Source organism: Duganella qianjiadongensis, from assembly GCF_009857915.1.
Classification (GTDB): Bacteria; Pseudomonadota; Gammaproteobacteria; order Burkholderiales; family Burkholderiaceae_D; genus Rugamonas; species Rugamonas qianjiadongensis.
In genome coordinates this window covers 509,123-528,523 of record NZ_WWCM01000002.1, presented here as the reverse complement: position 1 = coordinate 528,523, position 19,401 = coordinate 509,123, and the positions used below count along the sequence as shown (strand labels likewise).

14 protein-coding genes are annotated in these 19,401 nt (G+C 63.1%); 6 read left to right on the top strand and 8 right to left on the bottom strand.

From position 1 onward, the window contains the following. Positions 1 to 9 precede the first annotated feature (9 nt). The gene (locus GTP27_RS05170; protein ID WP_161038088.1) at positions 10 to 234 is read right to left on the bottom strand and encodes an oxidoreductase-like domain-containing protein; all 225 of its coding nucleotides are present in this window, start codon (positions 232 to 234) and stop codon (positions 10 to 12) included. 7 nt (positions 235 to 241) lie between these two features. Then, a complete protein-coding gene (locus GTP27_RS05165) occupies positions 242 to 3,346 on the bottom strand; it encodes a diguanylate cyclase (RefSeq protein WP_161038087.1) in 3,105 nt (1,034 codons plus the stop codon). A gap of 304 nt (positions 3,347 to 3,650) precedes the next feature. Between GTP27_RS05165 and GTP27_RS05160 the strand changes: the two genes are divergently transcribed. The 6 genes from GTP27_RS05160 to GTP27_RS05135 all read left to right on the top strand — a co-directional run bounded on the left by GTP27_RS05160 (position 3,651) and on the right by GTP27_RS05135 (position 11,859). Further along, complete coding sequence (locus tag GTP27_RS05160) at positions 3,651 to 5,345, top strand: DEAD/DEAH box helicase (protein WP_229633392.1); 1,695 nt, start codon at positions 3,651 to 3,653, stop codon at positions 5,343 to 5,345. A gap of 311 nt (positions 5,346 to 5,656) precedes the next feature. Beyond that, on the top strand, positions 5,657 to 6,691 hold the full coding sequence (locus GTP27_RS05155) for a hypothetical protein (protein ID WP_161038086.1): 1,035 nt from the start codon (positions 5,657 to 5,659) through the stop codon (positions 6,689 to 6,691). Positions 6,692 to 6,989: 298 nt separating this feature from the next. Further along, positions 6,990 to 7,619, top strand: a complete 630-nt coding sequence (locus GTP27_RS05150; RefSeq protein WP_161038085.1) for an FxDxF family PEP-CTERM protein — start codon at positions 6,990 to 6,992, stop codon at positions 7,617 to 7,619. A 213-nt stretch (positions 7,620 to 7,832) separates the two neighbouring features. Then, a complete protein-coding gene (locus GTP27_RS05145) occupies positions 7,833 to 8,447 on the top strand; it encodes an FxDxF family PEP-CTERM protein (RefSeq protein ID WP_161038084.1) in 615 nt (204 codons plus the stop codon). A gap of 125 nt (positions 8,448 to 8,572) precedes the next feature. Next, entirely contained in the window at positions 8,573 to 9,766 is a 1,194-nt protein-coding gene (locus GTP27_RS05140) for an alkaline phosphatase family protein (RefSeq protein ID WP_161038083.1), read from the top strand. A 101-nt stretch (positions 9,767 to 9,867) separates the two neighbouring features. Beyond that, positions 9,868 to 11,859 carry an acyltransferase family protein gene (locus tag GTP27_RS05135; RefSeq protein ID WP_161038082.1) on the top strand — a complete coding sequence of 664 codons (1,992 nt, stop codon included), beginning with the start codon at positions 9,868 to 9,870 and terminating at the stop codon, positions 11,857 to 11,859. A 15-nt stretch (positions 11,860 to 11,874) separates the two neighbouring features. Here the strand turns inward: GTP27_RS05135 and GTP27_RS05130 are convergent, their stop codons facing one another. From GTP27_RS05130 to GTP27_RS05105, 6 genes are read right to left on the bottom strand one after another with little or no spacing between them, the layout of a single operon-like run. Continuing rightward, the gene (locus GTP27_RS05130; protein WP_161038081.1) at positions 11,875 to 13,818 is read right to left on the bottom strand and encodes a DUF7024 domain-containing protein; all 1,944 of its coding nucleotides are present in this window, start codon (positions 13,816 to 13,818) and stop codon (positions 11,875 to 11,877) included. A 2-nt stretch (positions 13,819 to 13,820) separates the two neighbouring features. After that, entirely contained in the window at positions 13,821 to 15,173 is a 1,353-nt protein-coding gene (locus tag GTP27_RS05125) for an NAD(P)/FAD-dependent oxidoreductase (RefSeq protein ID WP_161038080.1), read from the bottom strand. A gap of 9 nt (positions 15,174 to 15,182) precedes the next feature. Continuing rightward, positions 15,183 to 15,569, bottom strand: a complete 387-nt coding sequence (locus GTP27_RS05120) for a GtrA family protein (protein WP_161038079.1) — start codon at positions 15,567 to 15,569, stop codon at positions 15,183 to 15,185. Further along, positions 15,566 to 16,528, bottom strand: a complete 963-nt coding sequence (locus GTP27_RS05115) for a glycosyltransferase family 2 protein (RefSeq protein WP_161038078.1) — start codon at positions 16,526 to 16,528, stop codon at positions 15,566 to 15,568. The genes GTP27_RS05120 and GTP27_RS05115 overlap by 4 nt, the downstream gene beginning before the upstream one ends. Next, positions 16,518 to 17,216 (bottom strand): NAD-dependent epimerase/dehydratase family protein, encoded by a 699-nt coding sequence (locus GTP27_RS05110; RefSeq protein ID WP_161038077.1) that lies wholly within the window; start codon positions 17,214 to 17,216, stop codon positions 16,518 to 16,520. Before GTP27_RS05110 ends, GTP27_RS05115 begins: the two co-directional genes overlap by 11 nt. Positions 17,217 to 17,241: 25 nt before the next feature. Further along, a complete protein-coding gene (locus GTP27_RS05105; protein WP_161038076.1) occupies positions 17,242 to 19,308 on the bottom strand; it encodes a DUF7024 domain-containing protein in 2,067 nt (688 codons plus the stop codon). Between the last annotated feature and the right edge of the window lie 93 nt (positions 19,309 to 19,401).

Here is a 19,401-nt window from a genome sequence, read left to right as displayed (position 1 = left end):
AGCCGCTGCTTACGCTTGGGCGTCACCAGCCTTCTGCTGCGCGGCGCTCTGGCGTTCCTGCCATTCCCTGAGGGCGACGCGGTAGCGATCCAGCTCGCCCTGATACATATCTTCCACGCAGTAGGTGCAGCCGCTGTGACAGCAGTCGCCCGGTGCCGGTGGCTGCGGTGCCTCCGGTTGCGGATCGTGCTCAGGGACGGCGGGCAGTGATACAGGTGTGTTTGCTTCAGACATAGTTTTCTCAGACAGGTGGCATGGCCAGAAGCGCCATGTTACGGCCCTTTTCCTTGGCGCGGTAGAGGGCGCGGTCGGCCATCTGCACCAGCTGGTCCGGCGTGCTGTCCTCGCTCGGCACCATGGCGGCTACGCCTATGCTGATGGTCATCACGCCAAACGGCGAGGCCACGTGCGGCAGCTGGCGGCGTGCCAGCTCGGCGCAGATTTCCTGTGCCGTGCCATAGGCGTCGGTGGCGTCGGTGGCCGCGGCCAGCAGGGCGAATTCCTCGCCGCCGTAGCGCGCCACCAGATCGGTGGTGCGGCGGCCATGGCTGGTGATCAGTTCGGCCACGGTGCGCAGTGCGCTGTCGCCGGCCAGGTGGCCGTAGTGGTCGTTGTATTTCTTGAAGTAGTCCACATCGAGCATGGTCAGGGCCAGCGTCTGGCCGGTGCGGGCGGCACGGCGCCATTCCGCTTCCAGCGCCAGATCGAAGCCGCGCCGGTTGCTCACCCCGGTCAGACCGTCGGTGGTGGTCAGGGCCGCCAGCTTGCGGTTGGATTCTTCCAGTTCGGCGGTACGCGCCATCACCAGCTGTTCCAGCTTGGCCTGATGGCGGGTCAGGCGGCGGATGCGGATCTGATACAGCAGGAACAGGGCGCCGGCGATCAGCACCACCACCCCGCCGCGGAACCACCAGCGCTGCCAGAACGGCGGCGTAATCGTCACCTCCAGCGTAGCCGGTTGCGGATTCCACACGCCCAGATGGTTGGCAGCTTTGACGCGGAAGATGTAGCGGCCCGGATTGAGGTTGGTATAGCTGGCGCTGCGGTGCGCTGCATCCGTTTCCACCCAGTCCTGATCGAAGCCGTCGAGCTGGTAGGCGTAACGGTTCAGGCCCGGTTCGGTGTAGTGCAGGGCGGCGAATTCGATCGAGAACACCGACGCCTGGGCCGACAGGGTCAGCGCCGTGGGGGCGGTGACGGGGCCCTCGGCCTTGACGTTCTCGCCCGGTTTGCCATCCTGCAGCGAGTGGTTGAACACGGTGATGTCGGTAATCGCCACCTGCGGCGGGCGCGAGCTGGTGCGCACATTGGCCGGCGTAACGGCCGTCATGCCGTGCACGCCGCCGAAGTACAGCACGCCCTTTTCGTCGGTAGTGGAGGAGTTGACGGTAAAGCCCTCCGTCAGGCCGTCGGAGGCGGTAAAGCGGGCCACCTGTCCGCTGGCCGGATCGAGCCGGTACAGGCCGGCGATGGTGGAACACCAGATGCGGCCTTCGCTATCGTGCTCGATGGCAAGGATTTTCGGCGCGCGCATGGCGGCGGCGTAGGATTTGAAGCTGACCGTGCCATCGGCGCCGAACTGCACCAGGTCTAGGCCCTTGCTGGTGCCCACCCAGATGCGGCCCTGCGCATCTTCGTGCAGGCTGGCGATATTGTCGTCGCTCAGGCTGGCCGCATCCTTGCTGCTGTGGCGGAAGTGGCGGAATTTGCCCGTGGCCGGATCGAGCAGATCGAGCCCGCCGCCATTCCATTCCGAGCCGGCCCAGACGCGGCCCTGACGATCTTCCAGTACGGCCGAGGTACCGTTGACGGCGCGCGTGGTAGGGTCTTTCGGATCGTTGTAATAGATCTTGCGCGCATCGGTTCTGGGGTCGTAGCGGATCAGGCTATTGCCGGTGGCCAGCCACAGCATGCCGCCGGCGCCGGGGGCAATGGCGTTGATGTAGTCGCTGGCGGTATTACCGAAGTGGATGACCTGAAACGGGCTGTCCGGCGTGTCGAGCCGGTTCAGACCGTTGGAAGTGCCCAGCCACAGGGGGCCCTTGCCCGCCACATCCTGATACATGCTGTAGATGATGGAGTGGCTGAGCTTGCCCTTGGTCTTGTCGTCGGCATGGTAGGTGCGGATCACCGTGCTGGTGGCCGGATCGTACAAGCTCATGCCCACATTCCCGCCCAGCCAGACCCGTCCGCCCGGCGCCCGCGCCAGACTCAGCAAGGCATTGCTGGCCGGGCCGGAGCGGCTGTCGATGCGGAACGGCACGTGGCGGGTGAAGCCTTCGCTATTCAGATTGGCCAGGCTGATGCCGTCCGTGAAGGAGGCGATCCACAGCATGCCGGCGCGGTCCTGCAGCACGGCGCGCAGATTGTCGCCGGGCAGGCTGTAAGGGTCGTCGGCGGCATGCACGAACTGGTCGAAGCTGGCCGTGGCGTCGTTCCAGCGCAGCAGGCCGGCCGACAGGGTGGTGCACCACAGCGTGCCCTTGTCGTCGAGGTTGAAGTTGGTAATGCGGCTGTAGGGCGAGGCGATGGCCTGACGGGTGCTCCAGTCGCTCTTGCCGTCCCAGCGGATCACGCCCGATTCCGTGCCTATCCACAGCGCGCCGTTGCGGTCGAACTGCAGGGCGCGCACGATGTTGACGCGCGCATCGGGCACGGGGTTGGGGTCGACCTGATGGTGCTGGAAGCGCTTGCTGCCGGGCGCCAGATAATCGAGTCCGCCCGGCCAGGTGCCGATCCAGACGCCGCCCCGGCTATCGCGTTCCAGCGCATTGAGGTCATTGCTGGCCAGGCTGTCGGGATCGTTGTCGTCATGGGCGTAGACGGTGAACTTGCCGCTGACGGGGTTGAAGTGCTGCAGACCGCCCCAGCTGCCCACCCACATGCCGTCCTTGCCATCGGAAATGATGTTCTTGATGATGCGGTGGTTCTTGGGCGCTTTGTCGCTGGGCGCGAAAGTGGTGAAGTTGTTGGTGTCGGGATTGAAGCGGGCCAGCCCGTTCTGGGTACCGGCCCAGATCGTGCCCTGCTGGTCTTCGTAGATGGCGGACACGCGGTCATGGGGCAGGCTGTGCGCATCGCCGGGGATGTTGATGTATTTGACGGCCTGATAGCCGTTGTAGCGGTACAGGCCATTGGTATGCGTGCCTATCCAGATAAAGCCTTTGCGGTCCTGCAGCAGCGACAGCATGGACGGTTCGTCACCATCGAGCGGGCCGAGTTTCTTGAAGCGCAGGGAAGGGGCGGGGGCGGCAGCCACCTCGGCGGCGGGCAGGATACACAGTACGGTACAGGCAAAAAGAAATAGCCGCAGAACGCGGCGCAAGGCTGGTGCTAGGTCAGGCATGTTGATTTTCCATGGTCGGCGCAAGCAGCCACGCGCCGTGCTAAACATTGATTGGTATCTGAGCAGAATGACTATTATACATGCCATTGATGCAATGAAATTAACACAAACTGGGGTTTTTTAGCGCAGTTGCCGGAATTTAGGGTATAGTTTACGGCGCTTATAGTATCGTGCTCACCGCATTACCGCTCCGCCGGTGGTTCCGCACCTCTCCCAGGTTGTCCAGTAGCGCCGGGCCGGCCGCGCAAACAGGTTGTTAATTGAAGAAAGCTGGGCTGCCCGCCGCAGGGCCGCCACCCACATTATGTCCGAAACCGATAATTTCACCCCGACCGTGTCCGAGCCAGTGCCAGCCAGCGTGCCAGTTGCCGCCGAGCCAGTAATTGCGGCCACCCCGGTTGAAGTCGCGCCAGTTGCTGTTGAAGCTGTTGCCGCCCTTAGTGCCGAAGTTCTTAGCGTAGCAAGCGTTTCTGTCGAAGTTGTCAGCGAGCTTGGCGCCGCTGCCGTGAGCGAAGTCGCGGCCGTGGCCGCAGCAACGGATGTCGCCGCACCGGCTGCCGCGCCAGCGCCGGCCGGCGTGCGCTTCTCTGACTTCGGCCTGTCGCCGCTGATCCAGCGCGCGCTGACCGAGCAGGGCTACGAACATCCGACGCCTATCCAGGCGCAAGCCATCCCCGTGCTGCTGCAAGGCCGCGATGTGATGGGTGCGGCCCAGACCGGTACCGGCAAGACTGCCAGCTTCTCGCTGCCCATCATCCAGATGCTGCTGGCCCACGCCAGCCATAGCACCTCGCCGGCGCGCCATCCGGTACGCGCCCTGATCCTCACGCCTACCCGCGAGCTGGCCGTGCAGGTAGCGGAAAACGTGCAGGCCTATGCCAAGCATACCCCGCTGCGTTCCACCGTGGTGTTCGGCGGCATGGACATGAAGCCGCAGACCGTGGTGCTGCGCAATGGCGTGGAAATCGTCATCGCCACGCCGGGCCGTCTGCTCGACCACGTCGAACAGAAGAATATCGCCTTGAATCAGGTGCAGATGCTGGTGATGGACGAAGCTGACCGCATGCTGGACATGGGCTTCCTGCCTGATTTGCAGCGCATCATCAACCTGCTGCCGGCCAAGCGCCAGAACCTGATGTTCTCCGCTACCTTCTCGCCGGAGATCAAGAAGCTGGCCAACACCTTCCTGACCAATCCTGTCACCATCGAAGTGGCCCGCACCAACCAGACCGCCGACAAGGTGACGCAGGTGGTGTACAAGGTGGCCGAGAACCAGAAGCATGCGCTGACCGTGCACCTGCTGCGCCAGCGCGAGCTGAAACAGGTGATCATCTTCTCGAATACCAAGATCGGCGCGTCGCGTCTGGCGCGCGGACTGGAACAGGAAGGCATGAAAGCCGTGGCCATTCACGGCGACAAGAGCCAGCAGGAACGGATGGCGGCGCTGGACGCTTTCAAGAAAGGCGAAATCGATATTCTGGTCGCCACCGACGTGGCGGCCCGCGGTCTGGATATTTCCGATCTGCCGTGCGTGATCAACTACGACCTGCCGTATAACGCGGAAGACTATGTGCACCGTATCGGTCGTACCGGCCGTGCCGGCGCGTCCGGCGATGCGCTGTCGATCTATTCGGACAAGGACGAGCGCCTGCTGGCCGATATCGAGAAGCTGATCAAGCAGACCATCAAGCGTGGCGATCTGGCCGGCTTCAATCCGGCGCCCGCGTATGCAAGCGAAGAACGTGGCGAGCGCCGTGGCCGCCGCGATGAGGCACCGCGCAGCAGCAGCAGCCGTATGGGCGAGCGTGCCGTGCCGCGTAGCGGCAGCAGCGCGTTCGCACCGCGCCGAGAAAAAGTGGATCCGTGGTTCCTCAAGCCGTACGAGCCAGCCAAGGCGCCGGCTCCTGCCACTACGGCAACCCTGAGCACTGCTTCGGCGGCAGCGCCCAAGCCCAAGCAGAAGCTGGCCTTCCTGCTTGGCGGCGTGCCGCGCGGCTAAGCCCGGCCCAGCTGAAACCATCACCGCCCGCTATGCCGGGCGGTTTTTTTTGGGCTATGTAAGGGCCAAATTTCGAATTGTTCCCACTTCACGCCGGTCCGAGCGTGCCGGCCCGCATCCCCCGTGTTCGTTCGCAGGACAGTTGCTGCGTTCCGCGCGGCACTCCTCAAACGCTGCGCCGCACCTCAACACATCGTGCGGCCGCAAGCTGAACTTTTGCCGTCTTCGGGTTACAGAAATAGCGAGTAGATGCGCGGACTGCGTCTGCGTGGCATCCCATTAGATACTTGCTTAGACCCTTACCCGACATCATGAACACTCTTAAATTGCCAGACTTCGTCTTTTCCTACGGCTTCCGGTTCGATAAAAAAACCGATCTCCCACATGTCGCTGCCACTCGCGGCCGCAAAGCGTCGCTGCAGACCTGCAGCGTGGAACCTGCCACTTTCGCGCGTCTGGGCTTTGTCAAGCCAGAACAGCGCAATCTCCTAACGCATCTGAAATGCGTATTCAGTTCCAGACTTACGCAGGGCAAGCGTGCAGCCGGGCGCTACGAAGCCTATCTGCATGGCGAGGCCAAGCAGAAAGACGTGGCGTTTATGAAACTGCTGCAGCAACTGGCGTACGCCAGAAAAGCTGAGGATGCCCAGACGATACGGTTTGCCATGCTGCCGGAAGCGCGTATGGATTTTTTGCAGCACATGAAGACGATAGTCGATGCCGCCAGAACACAGCAAATAGAGGGCAATGCCGCGGCTGATGGCAGGCCCACGGCCGAGCGCGTCAACATATTAGAAGGTATCCGATCGGTGGTGGCGCTCTGGCAGAATGCTATCAGCGCAGATCACCTCGCGGAGTATGAGCTGGTGAGGGGCATACAGGCCGGTATTGCGGATGTTGAAACGGGCAGAAATGATGCCGTTCGGGCGCGCAAGGAAAAAGTATGGAACGCACTGACTAACGCCGATAACTACTCCGATGTGCTGGGAGCGGTACGCGTTGCCACGCACGAGGAAGCGGTGGCGCTGATCAATTATGCGGCTAAAATCAATTCTGACAAGCCGCTAGACAATCCGGTGGGCCCTGCGATCCTGGCCCTGTGCGCCTACAGGCGTTTTGGCTTCACCGGCGAAACGGCCGCCAAATTGAAGCTATTCGCGCCGCTTTTCCAGCATCCCGATCACAGAAAACTGTTCAGGTATGGTCCCGGTCCGCTCGATATTATCCCGAGCGTACCTGAACACCTGTGGCATTACTTCAAGCGAGATGGTCTCTGGTATGAGCAGATTTCGTCTGATAGAAGCCAGAGCAGAAGGCTGTTCGCGCCGGCAAGCCAGACCGTGTAGACCGCACAAGCGGCAACAGGGAGGGCGTCCGTGATTCCGGCTATCTTCCCTTGGCGGCGGCGCTCTTGGTCAGACCGAGGGCGCCCGTCATACTGCGGAAGGCAGAGGTCGCAGTAGTTCAACGCTTAGTGGCGAGATAAGCGCTTTCTGTACTAAGAGGAGGCAAATATTTACCTCATGGAAATTATATTTTCAATTGAGCATCAGATTTCGCTAGACAGGAACTGTTGAGGTGACTACAATTTGTGCATCTTAAAAGAAACATAAATTGATATTAATCAACATTTAAGGATATCTGATGCGCGCTGCCACCTTTTTCAAATCTTTCGCTGTGATCGCTGCTCTGGTAGCTGGCCAGGCTCATGCCGCTGCCATCGAGCTGATCAATAACGGTAGTTTCGAATCGATCGATGGCCACACCACGCTGGCCAGTGGTCAATGGAATATCTACAACAGCATCACTGGCTGGAGCGGTATCGGCCACGGTATCGAAGTGCGCAACAACGTGGCAGGCAGCGCATTCGACGGCAAGTATTTCGTCGAACTGGACACCACCGCCAATAGCGCCATGCAGCAGTCCATTACTACCGCTGCGGGCAAGAACTACACGCTGAGCTTTGCTTTCGAAAACCGTCCCGGCGTGGCACTGAAATCGGAAGGTATCGAAGTATTCTGGAACGGTGTGAGCCAGGGGGTGTACAACGATTCCACCAACTGGAAAACCGTGACCCTGAACGTAAAAGGTATTGCCGGTAGCAGCCTGCTGAAATTTGCTGCCGTCGGCACCAGCGACTCCTACGGTACCTCGCTCGACAAGGTATCGCTGGTTGCCGCTCCTGTACCTGAACCGGAAACCTATGCCATGCTGCTGGCCGGTCTGGCCATGGTGGGTGTGGTAGCGCGCCGCCGCAAAGCTGCTCAGGCGTAAACACGAAAGCTCTAGCGCCGGTCCGAACGCGCCCCGCAGTTTTCTGCGGGGCGCGTTTGTTTTTGCCGCAGTAATTTACTGATGATTCCTTGTGGAAATTATATTTTCTAATTTTTATCAAAAACTGCTAGACATGCGATGATGTCATGGATACACTAGTTGTATTCATTAGGAAACAATAATTTCAAATAAACAAGTTCAAAGGGGAATCGAATGCGCGCTGCTACCATCTTCAAATCCGTTGCTGTTATCGCTGCTCTGGTTGCTGGTCAGGCTCATGCAGCCCCGAGCGAGCTGCTTACCAATGGCAGTTTCGAAGCGACCAGCATTCCTGACGGTAGCTGGAGCGTGTATGGTTCGCTGCCAGGCTGGGCCAACATCGGCAGCGGCATCGAGCTGCGTAACAATATTGCAGGTAGCGCTTACGACGGCCGCAATTTTGTTGAACTGGATTCCTATAGCAACAGCGCTATCGAGCAGCAAGTGGCTACCTCGGCCGGCAAGCACTACACCCTGAGCTTCGCCATCCAGGATCGCGCCGGTGTGGATCTGAGCTCGCAAGGTGTGGAAGTGTTCTGGAACGGTACTAGCCAGGGTGTATTCAGCAATGCCACCAGCTGGACCGTTAAAACTCTGGATGTGATCGGCAACGGCGCCAGCGGCACTCTGCGCTTTGCTGCCGCCGGTACCAGCGATTCGCTCGGCACTTCGCTCGATAAAATTTCGCTGGTTGCAGCGCCGGTACCAGAACCGGAAACCTATGGCATGCTGCTGGCCGGTCTGGCTCTGGTAGGCGCGGTAGCTCGCCGCAAAGCGCGCAAGGCCTGATGCTGCGGCGTCGCTCTGACGCCGAAGAACTAACGCGCCGGACTCCGGCGCGTTTTTTTTTGCCTGCAGCTGTTGCGGCCTGAGGCCAGGCCGCTGCCGGCAGCGCCGTGTTAAGGTAGAGGGCTATGAAAAAACTATTTGCTCTCCTGCTGATGCTGGCGGCGCAGACCGTGCTGGCCCGTCCCGCAGCGCCGCTGATCCTGATATCGATCGACGGCTTCCGCGCCGACTATCTGGAACGCGGCGTGACGCCGAACCTGAATGCGCTGGCGGCGCGCGGGGTCAGGGTGCAGGCCATGCGGCCATCCTTCCCCTCGCTGACTTTTCCCAACCACTACACGCTGGTAACGGGCTTGCGGCCCGACCATCATGGACTGGTGGGCAATGTCATCATCGATCCGGCCATCCCCGAACGGCGCTTCCAGCTGAAGGACAAGCTGGCCGTGCTGGACCGGCGCTGGTGGGATCAGGGTGTGCCCGTGTGGGTCACGGCGGAACAGCACGGGCTGCGTTCGGCCTCGCTGTTCTGGCCCGGCTCCGAGGCCGATATCCAGGGCGTGCGGCCCACGCTGGCGCCGCCCTTCGACGATACGCTCACGCCCGAGCAGCGGGTCGATCTGCTGCTGTCATGGCTGGACCAGCCGCAGCAGCAGTGGGATTTTCTGTCGCTGTATTTCAGCCATGTGGATCATGCCGGCCATGATTACGGACCGGATGCGGAACTCACCACGGCAGCGGTGGCGCAGGCCGATCAGGCCATAGGCCGGCTGCTGGCCGGGCTGCAGCAGCGCGGCGTGGAGGCAAATCTGGTCGTGGTGGCCGATCACGGCATGGCCGCCGTGAGTCCCCGGCGGGTAATCCGCCTGGACCGGCTGGCGCCCAAGGGCAGCTACGAAAAAGTGGTGGACGGACCCTATGCGGGCCTGTATCCCGTGGCCGGACGCACGGCGCGGCTGGAGGCAGCGCTGCTCAGGCCATGGCCGCACATGCAGTGCTGGCGCAAGCAGGATATTCCGGCCCGGCTGGCATATGGCCGGCATGCGCGCGTACCGCCGCTGCTCTGTCTGGCCGAACCCGGCTGGAGCATCGTGTTCAGCGCCGAGCAGGCGGCCCAAGTCCATGGCGGCCGCCACGGCTACGACAATGCGGCGCCCGAGATGGCAGCGCTGTGCATTGCAGCCGGCCCGGCCCTGCGCAGCGGCGTGCAGCTGCCGGTGATCGACAACGTCGATGTGTATCCGCTGCTGATGCAGTTGCTGGCGCTGGCGCCACTGCCTTCGGACGGCCGGCTCGCGCCCTGGCGGCCAGCACTGCGCTAGGCACGCAGCCAGCGCCTATTTACAATTCTTGCAATTTCACGCGGCATGAGCGGGCCGGGGCTGGTTTACAATGAGCGACTTTTTGCTCTGTCTCTGTCGCCATGAAACGTGAATCACTGTCCGCCAGCGCCGCCGGGGCGCCCCTCGTTGCGCCGCCCCATCCGGCCTACCGGCCCGATATCGACGGTCTGCGCGCGGTCGCCGTGCTGGCCGTAGTGCTGTTCCATGCTTTCCCCAGCCTGCTGCCGGGCGGTTTTATCGGCGTCGATATTTTCTTCATTATTTCCGGCTTCCTGATCGGCAGCATCATCATGGGCGAGATGGAGCAGCAGCGCTTCAGCTTTGCCCGCTTCTACGGACGCCGCGTCAAGCGCATTTTTCCGGCGCTGGCGCTGGTCATGGCCAGCTGCTTTGTGGCCGGCTGGTTCGTGCTGTTTGCCGATGAATTCAGAATGCTGGGACGCCATCTGGTGGCCGGTGCCGGTTTCATCTCCAACCTGCTGCTGTGGAGCGAAGTGGGCTACTTCGATACGGCCGCCGATACCAAGCCGCTGCTGCATCTGTGGTCGCTGGGGATAGAAGAGCAGTTCTATATTTTCTGGCCCATCCTGCTGATGCTGGCGCAGCGCTGGCGCCAGCGTGCGTGGCGGTGGGCGCTGCTGCTGGGCGGCCTGTCCTTCCTGCTCAATGTGGCGCTGGTGCACCGCTATCCGAGCGCTACTTTCTATTCGCCGGCCAGCCGCGTGTGGGAACTGCTGATGGGCAGCATGCTGGCCTATCTGACGCTGCACGGCCAGACGCTGGCCGGTCTGCTGCGCGGCGCCAGTGCACCGGCGCCTGCGCCCAGCGCACAGCGGCGCAATCTGTACAGTGTGCTGGGCATGGCGCTGCTGGTGGCGGGCTTTGTGCTGGTGACCCGTAGCCGCGCTTTCCCCGGCTGGTGGGCCCTGCTGCCTACGCTGGGCGCAGTGCTCTTGATCGCTGCCGGTCCGCAGGCATGGTGCAACCGCTACGTGCTGGCCCAGCCGCTGATGGTGGGCGTGGGGCTGATCAGCTATCCGCTGTATCTGTGGCACTGGCCGCTGCTGTCGTTTGCGCATATCCTGCATTCGGCCCAGCCGGCATGGCAGATCCGTGCTGCGGCTGTGCTGCTGGCCGTGCTGCTGGCATGGCTTACCTACCGTGTGCTGGAGCAGCGCGTGCGCGCGCCCGCCCACAGCCGGCGCAAGGTGGTGCTGCTCAGCGTGGTGATGACACTGGTGGCCGCTGCCGGCCTGTGGATCGCCACCCATGCGGGCCTGCCGCAGCGTGCCGGCATCGTCGCCAATGCCGCTTTGCAGAAGTCGCTGATCGTGGTGGAAGACGTGCCCAATGCGGAAGCCTGCAAGGCCCGCTACGGTTTCGCCAGCAAATACGCATACTGCCTGCTCGATCAGGTGAAGCAGGACCCGACGGTAGTGCTGATCGGCGACAGCCATGCCTACCATCTGGTGGCCGGACTGACGCGCTATTACCACGCGCATGGCGGCAACCTGCTGATGCTGGGCACGCGGGTACCGTTTATCGGCCTGCCATCCGGTGACGATCCGTATCAGCAGGCCACGCCGCGCATGCTGGAACTGGCACTCAATACGGCCAGCGTGCAGACGGTGATTTTCTCCACCGCGCTCAAGCTCCATGAAGGCAATCCCGATGGCATCGCCACCGTGCAGGCTTTGCGTACCACGCTGCAGCGCTTCAGCGCGGCAGGCAAACAGCTGGTGTGGGTGAATGATGTGCCGATGCTGGACTTTGAGCCGCGCTCCTGCATAGGGCGGCCCGGCATGGGGCTGGCGGGAGCAGGCAAGGATTGCACGCTGCCGCGTGCCACGTTTGACCGCAATACGGCTGGCCATGCGGCCATCGTGGCGCGCCTGCTCAAGGAGTTCCCGCAAGTGAAGGTATTCGATACGGCGGCACCGCTGTGCGACGCCAGCCGCTGTCACGTGATGCTGGACGGTAAGCTGATGTACCGCGATACCCACCACCTGAGCTATGACGGCGACCTGTATGTCGCCAGTACTTACGCGCGCCAGTTAGGACTGGCGCCGTAAAGCGAAAGGGGAGTTCTAGCGAAATTCCAGCCGCGCCAGTATGACCCCCAGCTGGCGCTGGTCCTCGCCTATGCCCAGGGTGTGGGGCGAAACAGCATCGGGCAATCTCAGTTCCAGTTCCACATTGCTGCGCTGGTCCTGCGGTAGCGCCAGCGTGATCTGCTGCTGCGGGTGGGCCGCATCAAACACAAACTCCTGTACCGCAGCGCCATTCACGCGTACTTGCAGGCGCTGGTTATGCGCTTTTTCCACGAATGCCGAGGTATGCAGCGTCACGCTGCGTGGCCGCTGGCCGTCCAGCTGCGGCAGCGGGCACTGGATGCTGGCGCTGGTCTGCTCGCTCCAGCGGCCGGTCGGTTCGGGGAAGCTGAAACCGCGGATGGTGCAAGGTGGCGGCAGGGCTTTGCTACCCAGTTCGATCACCGGCTGCGCCGCCACCAGTTCGCGCGTGACGCATTGCGCTTCCAGCATGGGGAAGGCTGCGCTGGAACCGGGCAGCGCGCACCGGGTCAGTTTGCTGAGCGTGGAGTTCTGCCCTGTCAGCACGATGCCGTCGAGTTTTGCTTCGCCCAGCGGAGCCAGCATTTCGAACGCGGCTTCGCGGCTGGTGCGGAAGATGCCCAGACTGTACATGTAGTCGAGGTAGGTGTCGCTGTTGTTCATCTGTAGCACATACACATTGCGCGCCGGTTTCTCCGCCAGCAGCAGGTCGCGCCGCAGCGTCAGCTGGTGTTCCAGTTGGACCAGATCGGAAGCATCGCGCTTGGGGCCCTGCGGCTGCACGGCGTAGCAGACCACGCCTGCCAGCAGCGGCAGCAACAGCAGCTGGGCTGCACGGCTTTCGGCCCAGCTGGCGCGCGGCTGGTTATCCCAGTTGCGCAACATGGGCAGCAGCGCCAGCAAGAGCAGCAGGGCGCTATCGAGTGCGAAAATGTGTTTTTTTACGGCGTATTCCGAACCCTGACCCAGCTTGAGAGCGATCAGCTGGAGTACGCACATGCCGCTCACGGCCACGCCATACAGGGCCAGATATTTCAGGCCCAGCGACTGGCTGGCCGGTTCCGCACCGCGCTGCGCCAGCTGGCGCCAGCGCCACGCTAGCAGCAGCGCCAGCGCCAGCACGGCGATGGCCAGCAGCGCCATGCTTTTCATATTGTGGATGTAGGCCAGATCGAGTACGCCATTGTTGGCGGCGATTTCTTTCATGGCGATGTAGCTGGGGTGTTTGATGAACACCAGCGCGCCCAGCAGCGCCAGTGCCGCGCTGGCGGCCAGCTGGCGTAGCGTGGGGCGGTGCTGGCACAGGTCGAGCAGCAGGCTGGCGCCGAGCAGGCCCAGAAGTTCGGAGGCAGGCAGCAGGTGTACCAGCGCGACCAGCGCGATGCCGGCAATGATCAGCAGGTGGCGGCACCATGCGGGCACGCCGCGCCGTTCCAGCACCAGCACGGCCAGCAGTACCAGCGCAGCACCGGCATGGCCTACCAGCTGGGCGTAAAAATAATAGCCGCCGATTTCGCTGGCGTGGACGAATAGCTGCAGGCTGGCGCTATTGCCCAGCATGAGGCCCGCCAGCAGCAGGGCGCAGCACCAGCCCGCGCGCAGCGGCAGCGCCAGCAGCACGGCACACAGGGCGCTCCAGATGATGGCGATGGACAGACCGGCCAGCAGCTGCATGCCGGCCAGCGGCGAGCCCAGTAGCTTGCCTAGCAGCGCGGCCAGCTGATGCGAACCGCGCGGGTAGAAGTTCATTTCACCGAGGCTGCGGTCGACGCCGGGCGGCAGTGACCAGTCCTGATACAGCCGCGCCGTCAGGGCGTAATGGTGGCCCAGATCGGTGGAATGGGCATACAGACCATCCATCCCGCCCAGTACCAGCGGCAGCAGGGCCAGTACCAGCAGGGCCAGCATCCACGGGCGCAGGCCGTTCTGGCTGCGGGCTTGGGCGGGAGTGTGCGGCATGATCAGCGCTTTCCGCCCAGACGGGCCAGCAGCGCCTGTGCTGCCGCGCGGCCTTCGCGGATGGCGTAGTTGGTGCCGCGGTCTTCCGGATAGATCTGCGCCATGGTGCTGATGCGGGCATTGGCAAACGGCGTGGCGGCGGCCGGCACATAGGACGAGTAATTCCGCTCCGTGACGGGCTGGGCGTAGTCGGCGCGCCAGATCTGGTAGTCGCGGATCCAGTCGCGCTGCATGGCCGGGAACATGCGCTGCAGATGGCTCAGGGCGAAGTCCAGATAGTCCCCATCATCCATCGCCCACAGCGGGTCTTCCTTGGCCAGATAGCGCGACAGGAAGACGATGTGCTTGCCGTCGTAGTTGGCCGGGCTGTCGAAGTTGGTGTGCTCGATCACGCCCACAAACGGGAAGCCGGGATCGTTCACGTTGAGCCAGTAGGTGTCGGACAGGCTGCGGTCCAGCTGCAGCACCAGACAGGCATTGGCCAGATATTTGACGCGGCGCAGGCTGGCCAGCCAGTCGGCCTTGGCGTTGCCTTCGAAGATGTCGGCAATGATGGGCAGGGCCGGCGTGAACAGGAATTCGCGCGCCGTGTAACTGCCTTGCGCCGTCTGCACGGCCTGTACCTGCTGGCCATCGGCCGACAGGCCCAGGCCGCTGACGGGCGCGCCATACTGCACGCGGCCGCCGAGGCGGGTGATTTCATCGGCCATGGCCTGTGCCAGCCGGCCGAAGCCCCCCTTGAAATAGGCCAGCTGTTCGCCGCCCTTGGCGTCGCGCGTGCTACCGCGCAGCACCAGCTTCTTCCACATCCAGACGGCGTTGATGGCATCGGCAAAGATGCCGAACTTGTTCTCGATCAGGGGCTGCCACACGATGCGGTAGACGTTCTTGCCGCACAGCGGTTCCAGCCATTCGCGTATGGTCAGGTGTTCGATGGCGCGCCAGTCCTTGACGCTGCGCACGCGCAGCACCAGCAGGCCTAGGCGGATGCGGTCGAACAGCGACAGCGGCTTGAAGCGCAGCAGGTCGAGCGGGGTAGACAGACGCCAGTGGCGGCCATTGAAATACATGCCGGTCTTGGACGGCATGATCTGGATCTCGCCTTCCAGCCCCAGTTCGCGTACCAGCTGGGGCACATAGCTGTCGTTGTCGAACCAGTGGTGGTAGAACTTTTCGATGGTGACGCCATCGCGGAACTGGAAAGTGCCGGCCAGCCCGCCGGGGCCGGAATCGCCGTCCAGTACCAGTACGCGCTGACCGGCGCGGGCCAGATCGAGGGCGGCACTGAGGCCGGTGAAACCTGCGCCGACGATGGCGACGTCGTAGTCGGGAGTGTTATGGGTGTGAGCAGTCATGGAACAGTATCAGTTGGCAGGCGCGGCTTGCGCGCTCTGGAAAGTAAAGCGGCGGTTGAGGGCAAATTGCAGTACCACCACCATGGGCAGCGTCAGCAGCTTGGCCAGGCGGGCATCGAGGCCGGCCTGCGCCACCAGCAGCCATAGCAGGATGGCCGATGCCGTGTAGCCCACCGTGGCCACGCCGAGGAACAGGCTGAGGCGCTGCAGCACGCGGTCGCGCTGGCGGAAGGTGATGATGCGGTTGAGCGCGAAGCTGAGCAGGGTGCCGGTCAGATAGCCGAACACATTGGCAGCCTGATACCCCATGCCGTGGCTGATGCTCAGGTGGTAAATCAGAAAATCGCTGGAGACACCGAGCCCGCCGCACAGGCAGTAGAGGATGAACTGCATCATGCGTCCTCCGCCGGCAGGCCGACTGTGTCGCCGATGACGTACTGGGGCCGGCCATTGAGGGTGAGCAGCACGCGGCCCAGATATTCGCCCAGCATGCCCAGCGCTACCAGCTGCACGCCGCCGATAATCAGCACGGTGACGATCAGCGAGGACCAGCCGATAGGCATGCGGTCCAGCGTGAACTTCTGGATGATCAGCAGAATGGCCAGCACAAAGCCCAGCCCTGCCATGGCCATGCCGGCAAAGGAGGTCAGGCGCAGCGGCACGATGGAGAAGCTGGTGGCCATTTTCAGCCACAGCGAAATGGATTTTTTCAGGCTGTAGCCGCTGTCGCCGGCAAAGCGCGCATGGTGCGCCACGGTGACGCTGCCGATATTGCGGGTGGCCGACAGGATCAGGCCATCCACATACACATACGGACCGTGGTAGCGCAGCACATCGCGCGCGATGCTGGCGCGCATGGCGCGGAACGGCGACAGGTACAGGCCCTTGGGTTTTTTCATCAGGTAGCTGGCCACCTTGTCATTAAGGCGACTGCCCAGCAGCTTCCACGCGGCGTGCTGGCGCTGGGCAAAGCCGGCGTACACGACATCGCGGCCTTTATCGAGTTCGGCCAGCAGGGTAGGAATGTCGGACGGCGCATGCTGCAGATCGTCGTCCATGGTGACGATGATGGCGCCGCGCGCGCGCGCCAGCCCGGCCATGATGGCATTGTGCTGGCCGGCGTTCATGCGCAGGTGGATGCCGCGCACCCATGGATACTGGGCCGAGAGTTCGGTCAGCACCTGCCAGCTGCGGTCGGGCGAGCAGTCGCAGACGAAAATCGCTTCATAGCTGCCGCGGGTGGCGGGCAGGCTGTCGAGTGTCGCCTGCAGGCGGCTCACCAGTTCCGGCAGCACCAGTTCGCTGCCATACACGGGGATGACCAGCGACAGGGCGAGAGAGGTTTCAGTGGCCATAGTATTTGCGGATCAGGTTAACGATGTAATCGGGGCCGAATTCCAGCCCGATGGCGCGCGCTGCCGCCATCGACAGTTCGACGTCGAGCTGGTAGTGGTCGCCCGCATCGACTTCGGTGTAATTGGCGCGGCGTCCCAGCACCTGTTCGAAAGTATGCACGAGTTCGGGCACCGGCACGGAAAACGGGCAGGCCACATTGGTGATCACGCCGTCGGCCCAGTGGTGGTCGATCAGTTGGGCGACGATGGCGGCCACGTCTTCCACGTCGATCAGATTGCGCCAGGCGCGCAGCCATAGCTGGAAGGACTTGCCTTCGACGATCTGTTCGTTGAGGTAGTTGGTCAGCGTGTGGGGATTGGGCGTGCTGCCCACCACCTGCGGCAGACGGATGATGGCCATCTGCCGGCTGCGTGCCGTAATCAGCGCTTCCATTGCGCGCTTGTGCTGTACATAAGGCATGTGGGCCAGTTCGGCGTCGTGCACCGAGCAGCTGCTGAAGTACACGGTGAACAGATTGCGCTTGCTGGCTTCTTCAAGGGCCTGTTCCAGCATGGCCTGTTCGCGGGCATATTCTTCTGCCCGGGTTTCGCGCGAGTTGGACACGCCGGAGGCGAATACCAGCACGTCGTCGCGCTGGCGGAAATGGGGCGCGCAAGCTTGCGCTAATAAGCCGTTACCGATAATCATGGGTGTTGTTCTTGTCGTTCTGTTTTTAAGGAGTGGCAGGGCGTTCAGCAATGCGCAGGTTAATCAGGCCCAGCCCCAGCTCACGCGGGTCATTGCCCTGACCTAGCGATTGCGGGGTGGCGGGATGGGGGATGGTCAGCTGCAGGCTACGCTGCTGGCCGTCCGTGTCGAACTGCAGCGTGACATCCTGTTCGCTGTCGCTGGCGTTCAGACGGAAGCTCTGTTGCTGGCTGCCGACGCGGGCCAGTACCGCTGCGCCCACATTCGGGCCGTAGGCATGGCCGCGCAGCTGTATGGTCAGGCGCTGCGGCAGCGGCTGGGCAAACTGCAACTGCACGGTGTCGCCCAGGGTCCAGCTGCCCCAGTGCTCGGCATCACCGAGCCCGCTGCTGCCAGCCAGCACACTGCGGTCCGGCTGTTTGAATTCGATGGTGTGCAGCAGTTTGCTGCGCGGCGGCAGGCGCAGCAGGGTGTAGCCGGGACCGGAACCCTGCACGGCCAGCTGGGCCGGCAGCGCATGCTCGCCCACTACCAGCAGCCAGTCGCTGTCGGCCGGCGCCTGAGTCAGTTCGAGCGGGGCACCGGGCTGCAGGCGTACCATGCCGACATCGCGCTGGTCGACATGGAACATGGCGCGGTAGATGCCCGGCACTTCCGCGCCGGCGATACTGAGGCTGGCCCGCTGGGCCGGTGTCAGCGCCTGATGGGCATAACGGCCCGCCAGATCGTAAGGGCTGGGCTGGGATGCCTGGTTCAGTATGGTGCGGGTCTGCAGTTCGCCCACTACGCAGTTGAGTGGCGTGAGCACCAGCAGGAAGCCCAGCATGGCCAATCGGGGGCGCTGTACCCACAGCAGCAGTAAGGGCAGCTGCAGCCAGCCCACCCAGCGCATAGGTTTGCTCAGTTCCGGACCGTCGATGAACGCGGGATGGAAGTGTTCCGGCAGCCAGAGCTGGGCCAGCAGCACAGCCACCAGCAGTGGCAGTGCCCATAGCAGGCGCAGGCTGCGGCGCGTATCCGGCGCGGCCAGCAGACCGGCGCTACTGAGCAGCATCAGCGGGAAAACGAAATCGTAATAGCGCAGGTGCATGCGTTCGCCTTCACCGGCAGCGGCGCTGGCGATGGAGCCCGTATAGGCTACCGTCATGGCCAGCGCGGCACCGAGCATCAGCACGGTGTACAGGCTGAGTTTTGCAGCGCCCGGTATGGCGCTGCGCTGGGCCGGGCTGCAGGCCAGCGTGAGCAGGGCAGCCATGGGCAGCGCGTACATCAGCGCCAGTCCCAGCAGGTGGCCCTGCAGGCTTTGCCACGCTGCGGCGAGCACGGGCAGCAGATGGGCAAAGCCGGAGCTGTTGCTGGCGTGGCCGCCGTAGAAGCTGCCCAGCAGGCTCAGGCCGGCCTTGCCGGCCAGCAGATAGCCCAGCCCCAGCTTGACGGCCAGCAGGCAGACGACGCTGATGACGGCGCTGGCCGGCAGCAGCAGCGGCAGCACACGCCAGCCGCCACGGCGCCAGCCGCAGTACCAGATAAAGGCCAGCAGTGCCGGCGTGAGGAACAGGGCATGTACTTTGACCAGACTGAGTACGCCCAGCAGGGCACCGCCCAGCGCCGCCACGGCGAGGTCGGGCCACTGGCCATGGCGCGCCAGCACGGCCCAGCTCAATACGCTGAAGCCGAAGAAGTAGGTCGCTTCCGGCATGAAGTACACGGTGTAGCTGTTGAACGGCGCCAGCACGGCCAGCAGCGCCAGAGCGGCGGCCAGCGGCGCGCTGCAGTAGCGCCGTCCGGTCAGGTAGAGGAAGGGCACGGCAGCGACCACCAGCACGGCGTTGCCGATGCGGCTGCATTGCAGGAAGGCGTCGCCGCAGGCGCTGGACAGGCCGAACAGGGCCAGATACAGGTAGGACGGCACGCTGGCTTCGGCCAGCGGCTGCAGACGGGCGAAACTGCTGTAACTCCATTCGTCCATGAAGATGAGCGGATAGGCGGCGTGATTACGCCAGACCAGAGCGAACAGCACCAGCAGCGCCAGTGCCGTCAGCAGTGGAGCGATATGGGAAGGGGCCGGCGAGTTGGGGCGCAGGGCGGACATGAAAGATCGGAATGGATTGCGGGGCACTTTAAATTATACCAATATTATTTATAAACTAAGTCTGGCGCTGACATAGTCCTGCGGCCAGAGCCT

Bases quoted from the DNA above. Each gene is read 5' to 3' on its own strand.
- GTP27_RS05170 (WP_161038088.1), bottom strand. From the start codon at position 234: ATGTCTGAAGCAAACACACCTGTATCACTGCCCGCCGTCCCTGAGCAC.
- GTP27_RS05165 (WP_161038087.1), bottom strand. From the start codon at position 3,346: ATGCCTGACCTAGCACCAGCCTTGCGCCGCGTTCTGCGGCTATTTCTT.
- GTP27_RS05160 (WP_229633392.1), top strand. From the start codon at position 3,651: ATGTCCGAAACCGATAATTTCACCCCGACCGTGTCCGAGCCAGTGCCA.
- GTP27_RS05155 (WP_161038086.1), top strand. From the start codon at position 5,657: ATGAACACTCTTAAATTGCCAGACTTCGTCTTTTCCTACGGCTTCCGG.
- GTP27_RS05150 (WP_161038085.1), top strand. From the start codon at position 6,990: ATGCGCGCTGCCACCTTTTTCAAATCTTTCGCTGTGATCGCTGCTCTG.
- GTP27_RS05145 (WP_161038084.1), top strand. From the start codon at position 7,833: ATGCGCGCTGCTACCATCTTCAAATCCGTTGCTGTTATCGCTGCTCTG.
- GTP27_RS05140 (WP_161038083.1), top strand. From the start codon at position 8,573: ATGAAAAAACTATTTGCTCTCCTGCTGATGCTGGCGGCGCAGACCGTG.
- GTP27_RS05135 (WP_161038082.1), top strand. From the start codon at position 9,868: ATGAAACGTGAATCACTGTCCGCCAGCGCCGCCGGGGCGCCCCTCGTT.
- GTP27_RS05130 (WP_161038081.1), bottom strand. From the start codon at position 13,818: ATGCCGCACACTCCCGCCCAAGCCCGCAGCCAGAACGGCCTGCGCCCG.
- GTP27_RS05125 (WP_161038080.1), bottom strand. From the start codon at position 15,173: ATGACTGCTCACACCCATAACACTCCCGACTACGACGTCGCCATCGTC.
- GTP27_RS05120 (WP_161038079.1), bottom strand. From the start codon at position 15,569: ATGATGCAGTTCATCCTCTACTGCCTGTGCGGCGGGCTCGGTGTCTCC.
- GTP27_RS05115 (WP_161038078.1), bottom strand. From the start codon at position 16,528: ATGGCCACTGAAACCTCTCTCGCCCTGTCGCTGGTCATCCCCGTGTAT.
- GTP27_RS05110 (WP_161038077.1), bottom strand. From the start codon at position 17,216: ATGATTATCGGTAACGGCTTATTAGCGCAAGCTTGCGCGCCCCATTTC.
- GTP27_RS05105 (WP_161038076.1), bottom strand. From the start codon at position 19,308: ATGTCCGCCCTGCGCCCCAACTCGCCGGCCCCTTCCCATATCGCTCCA.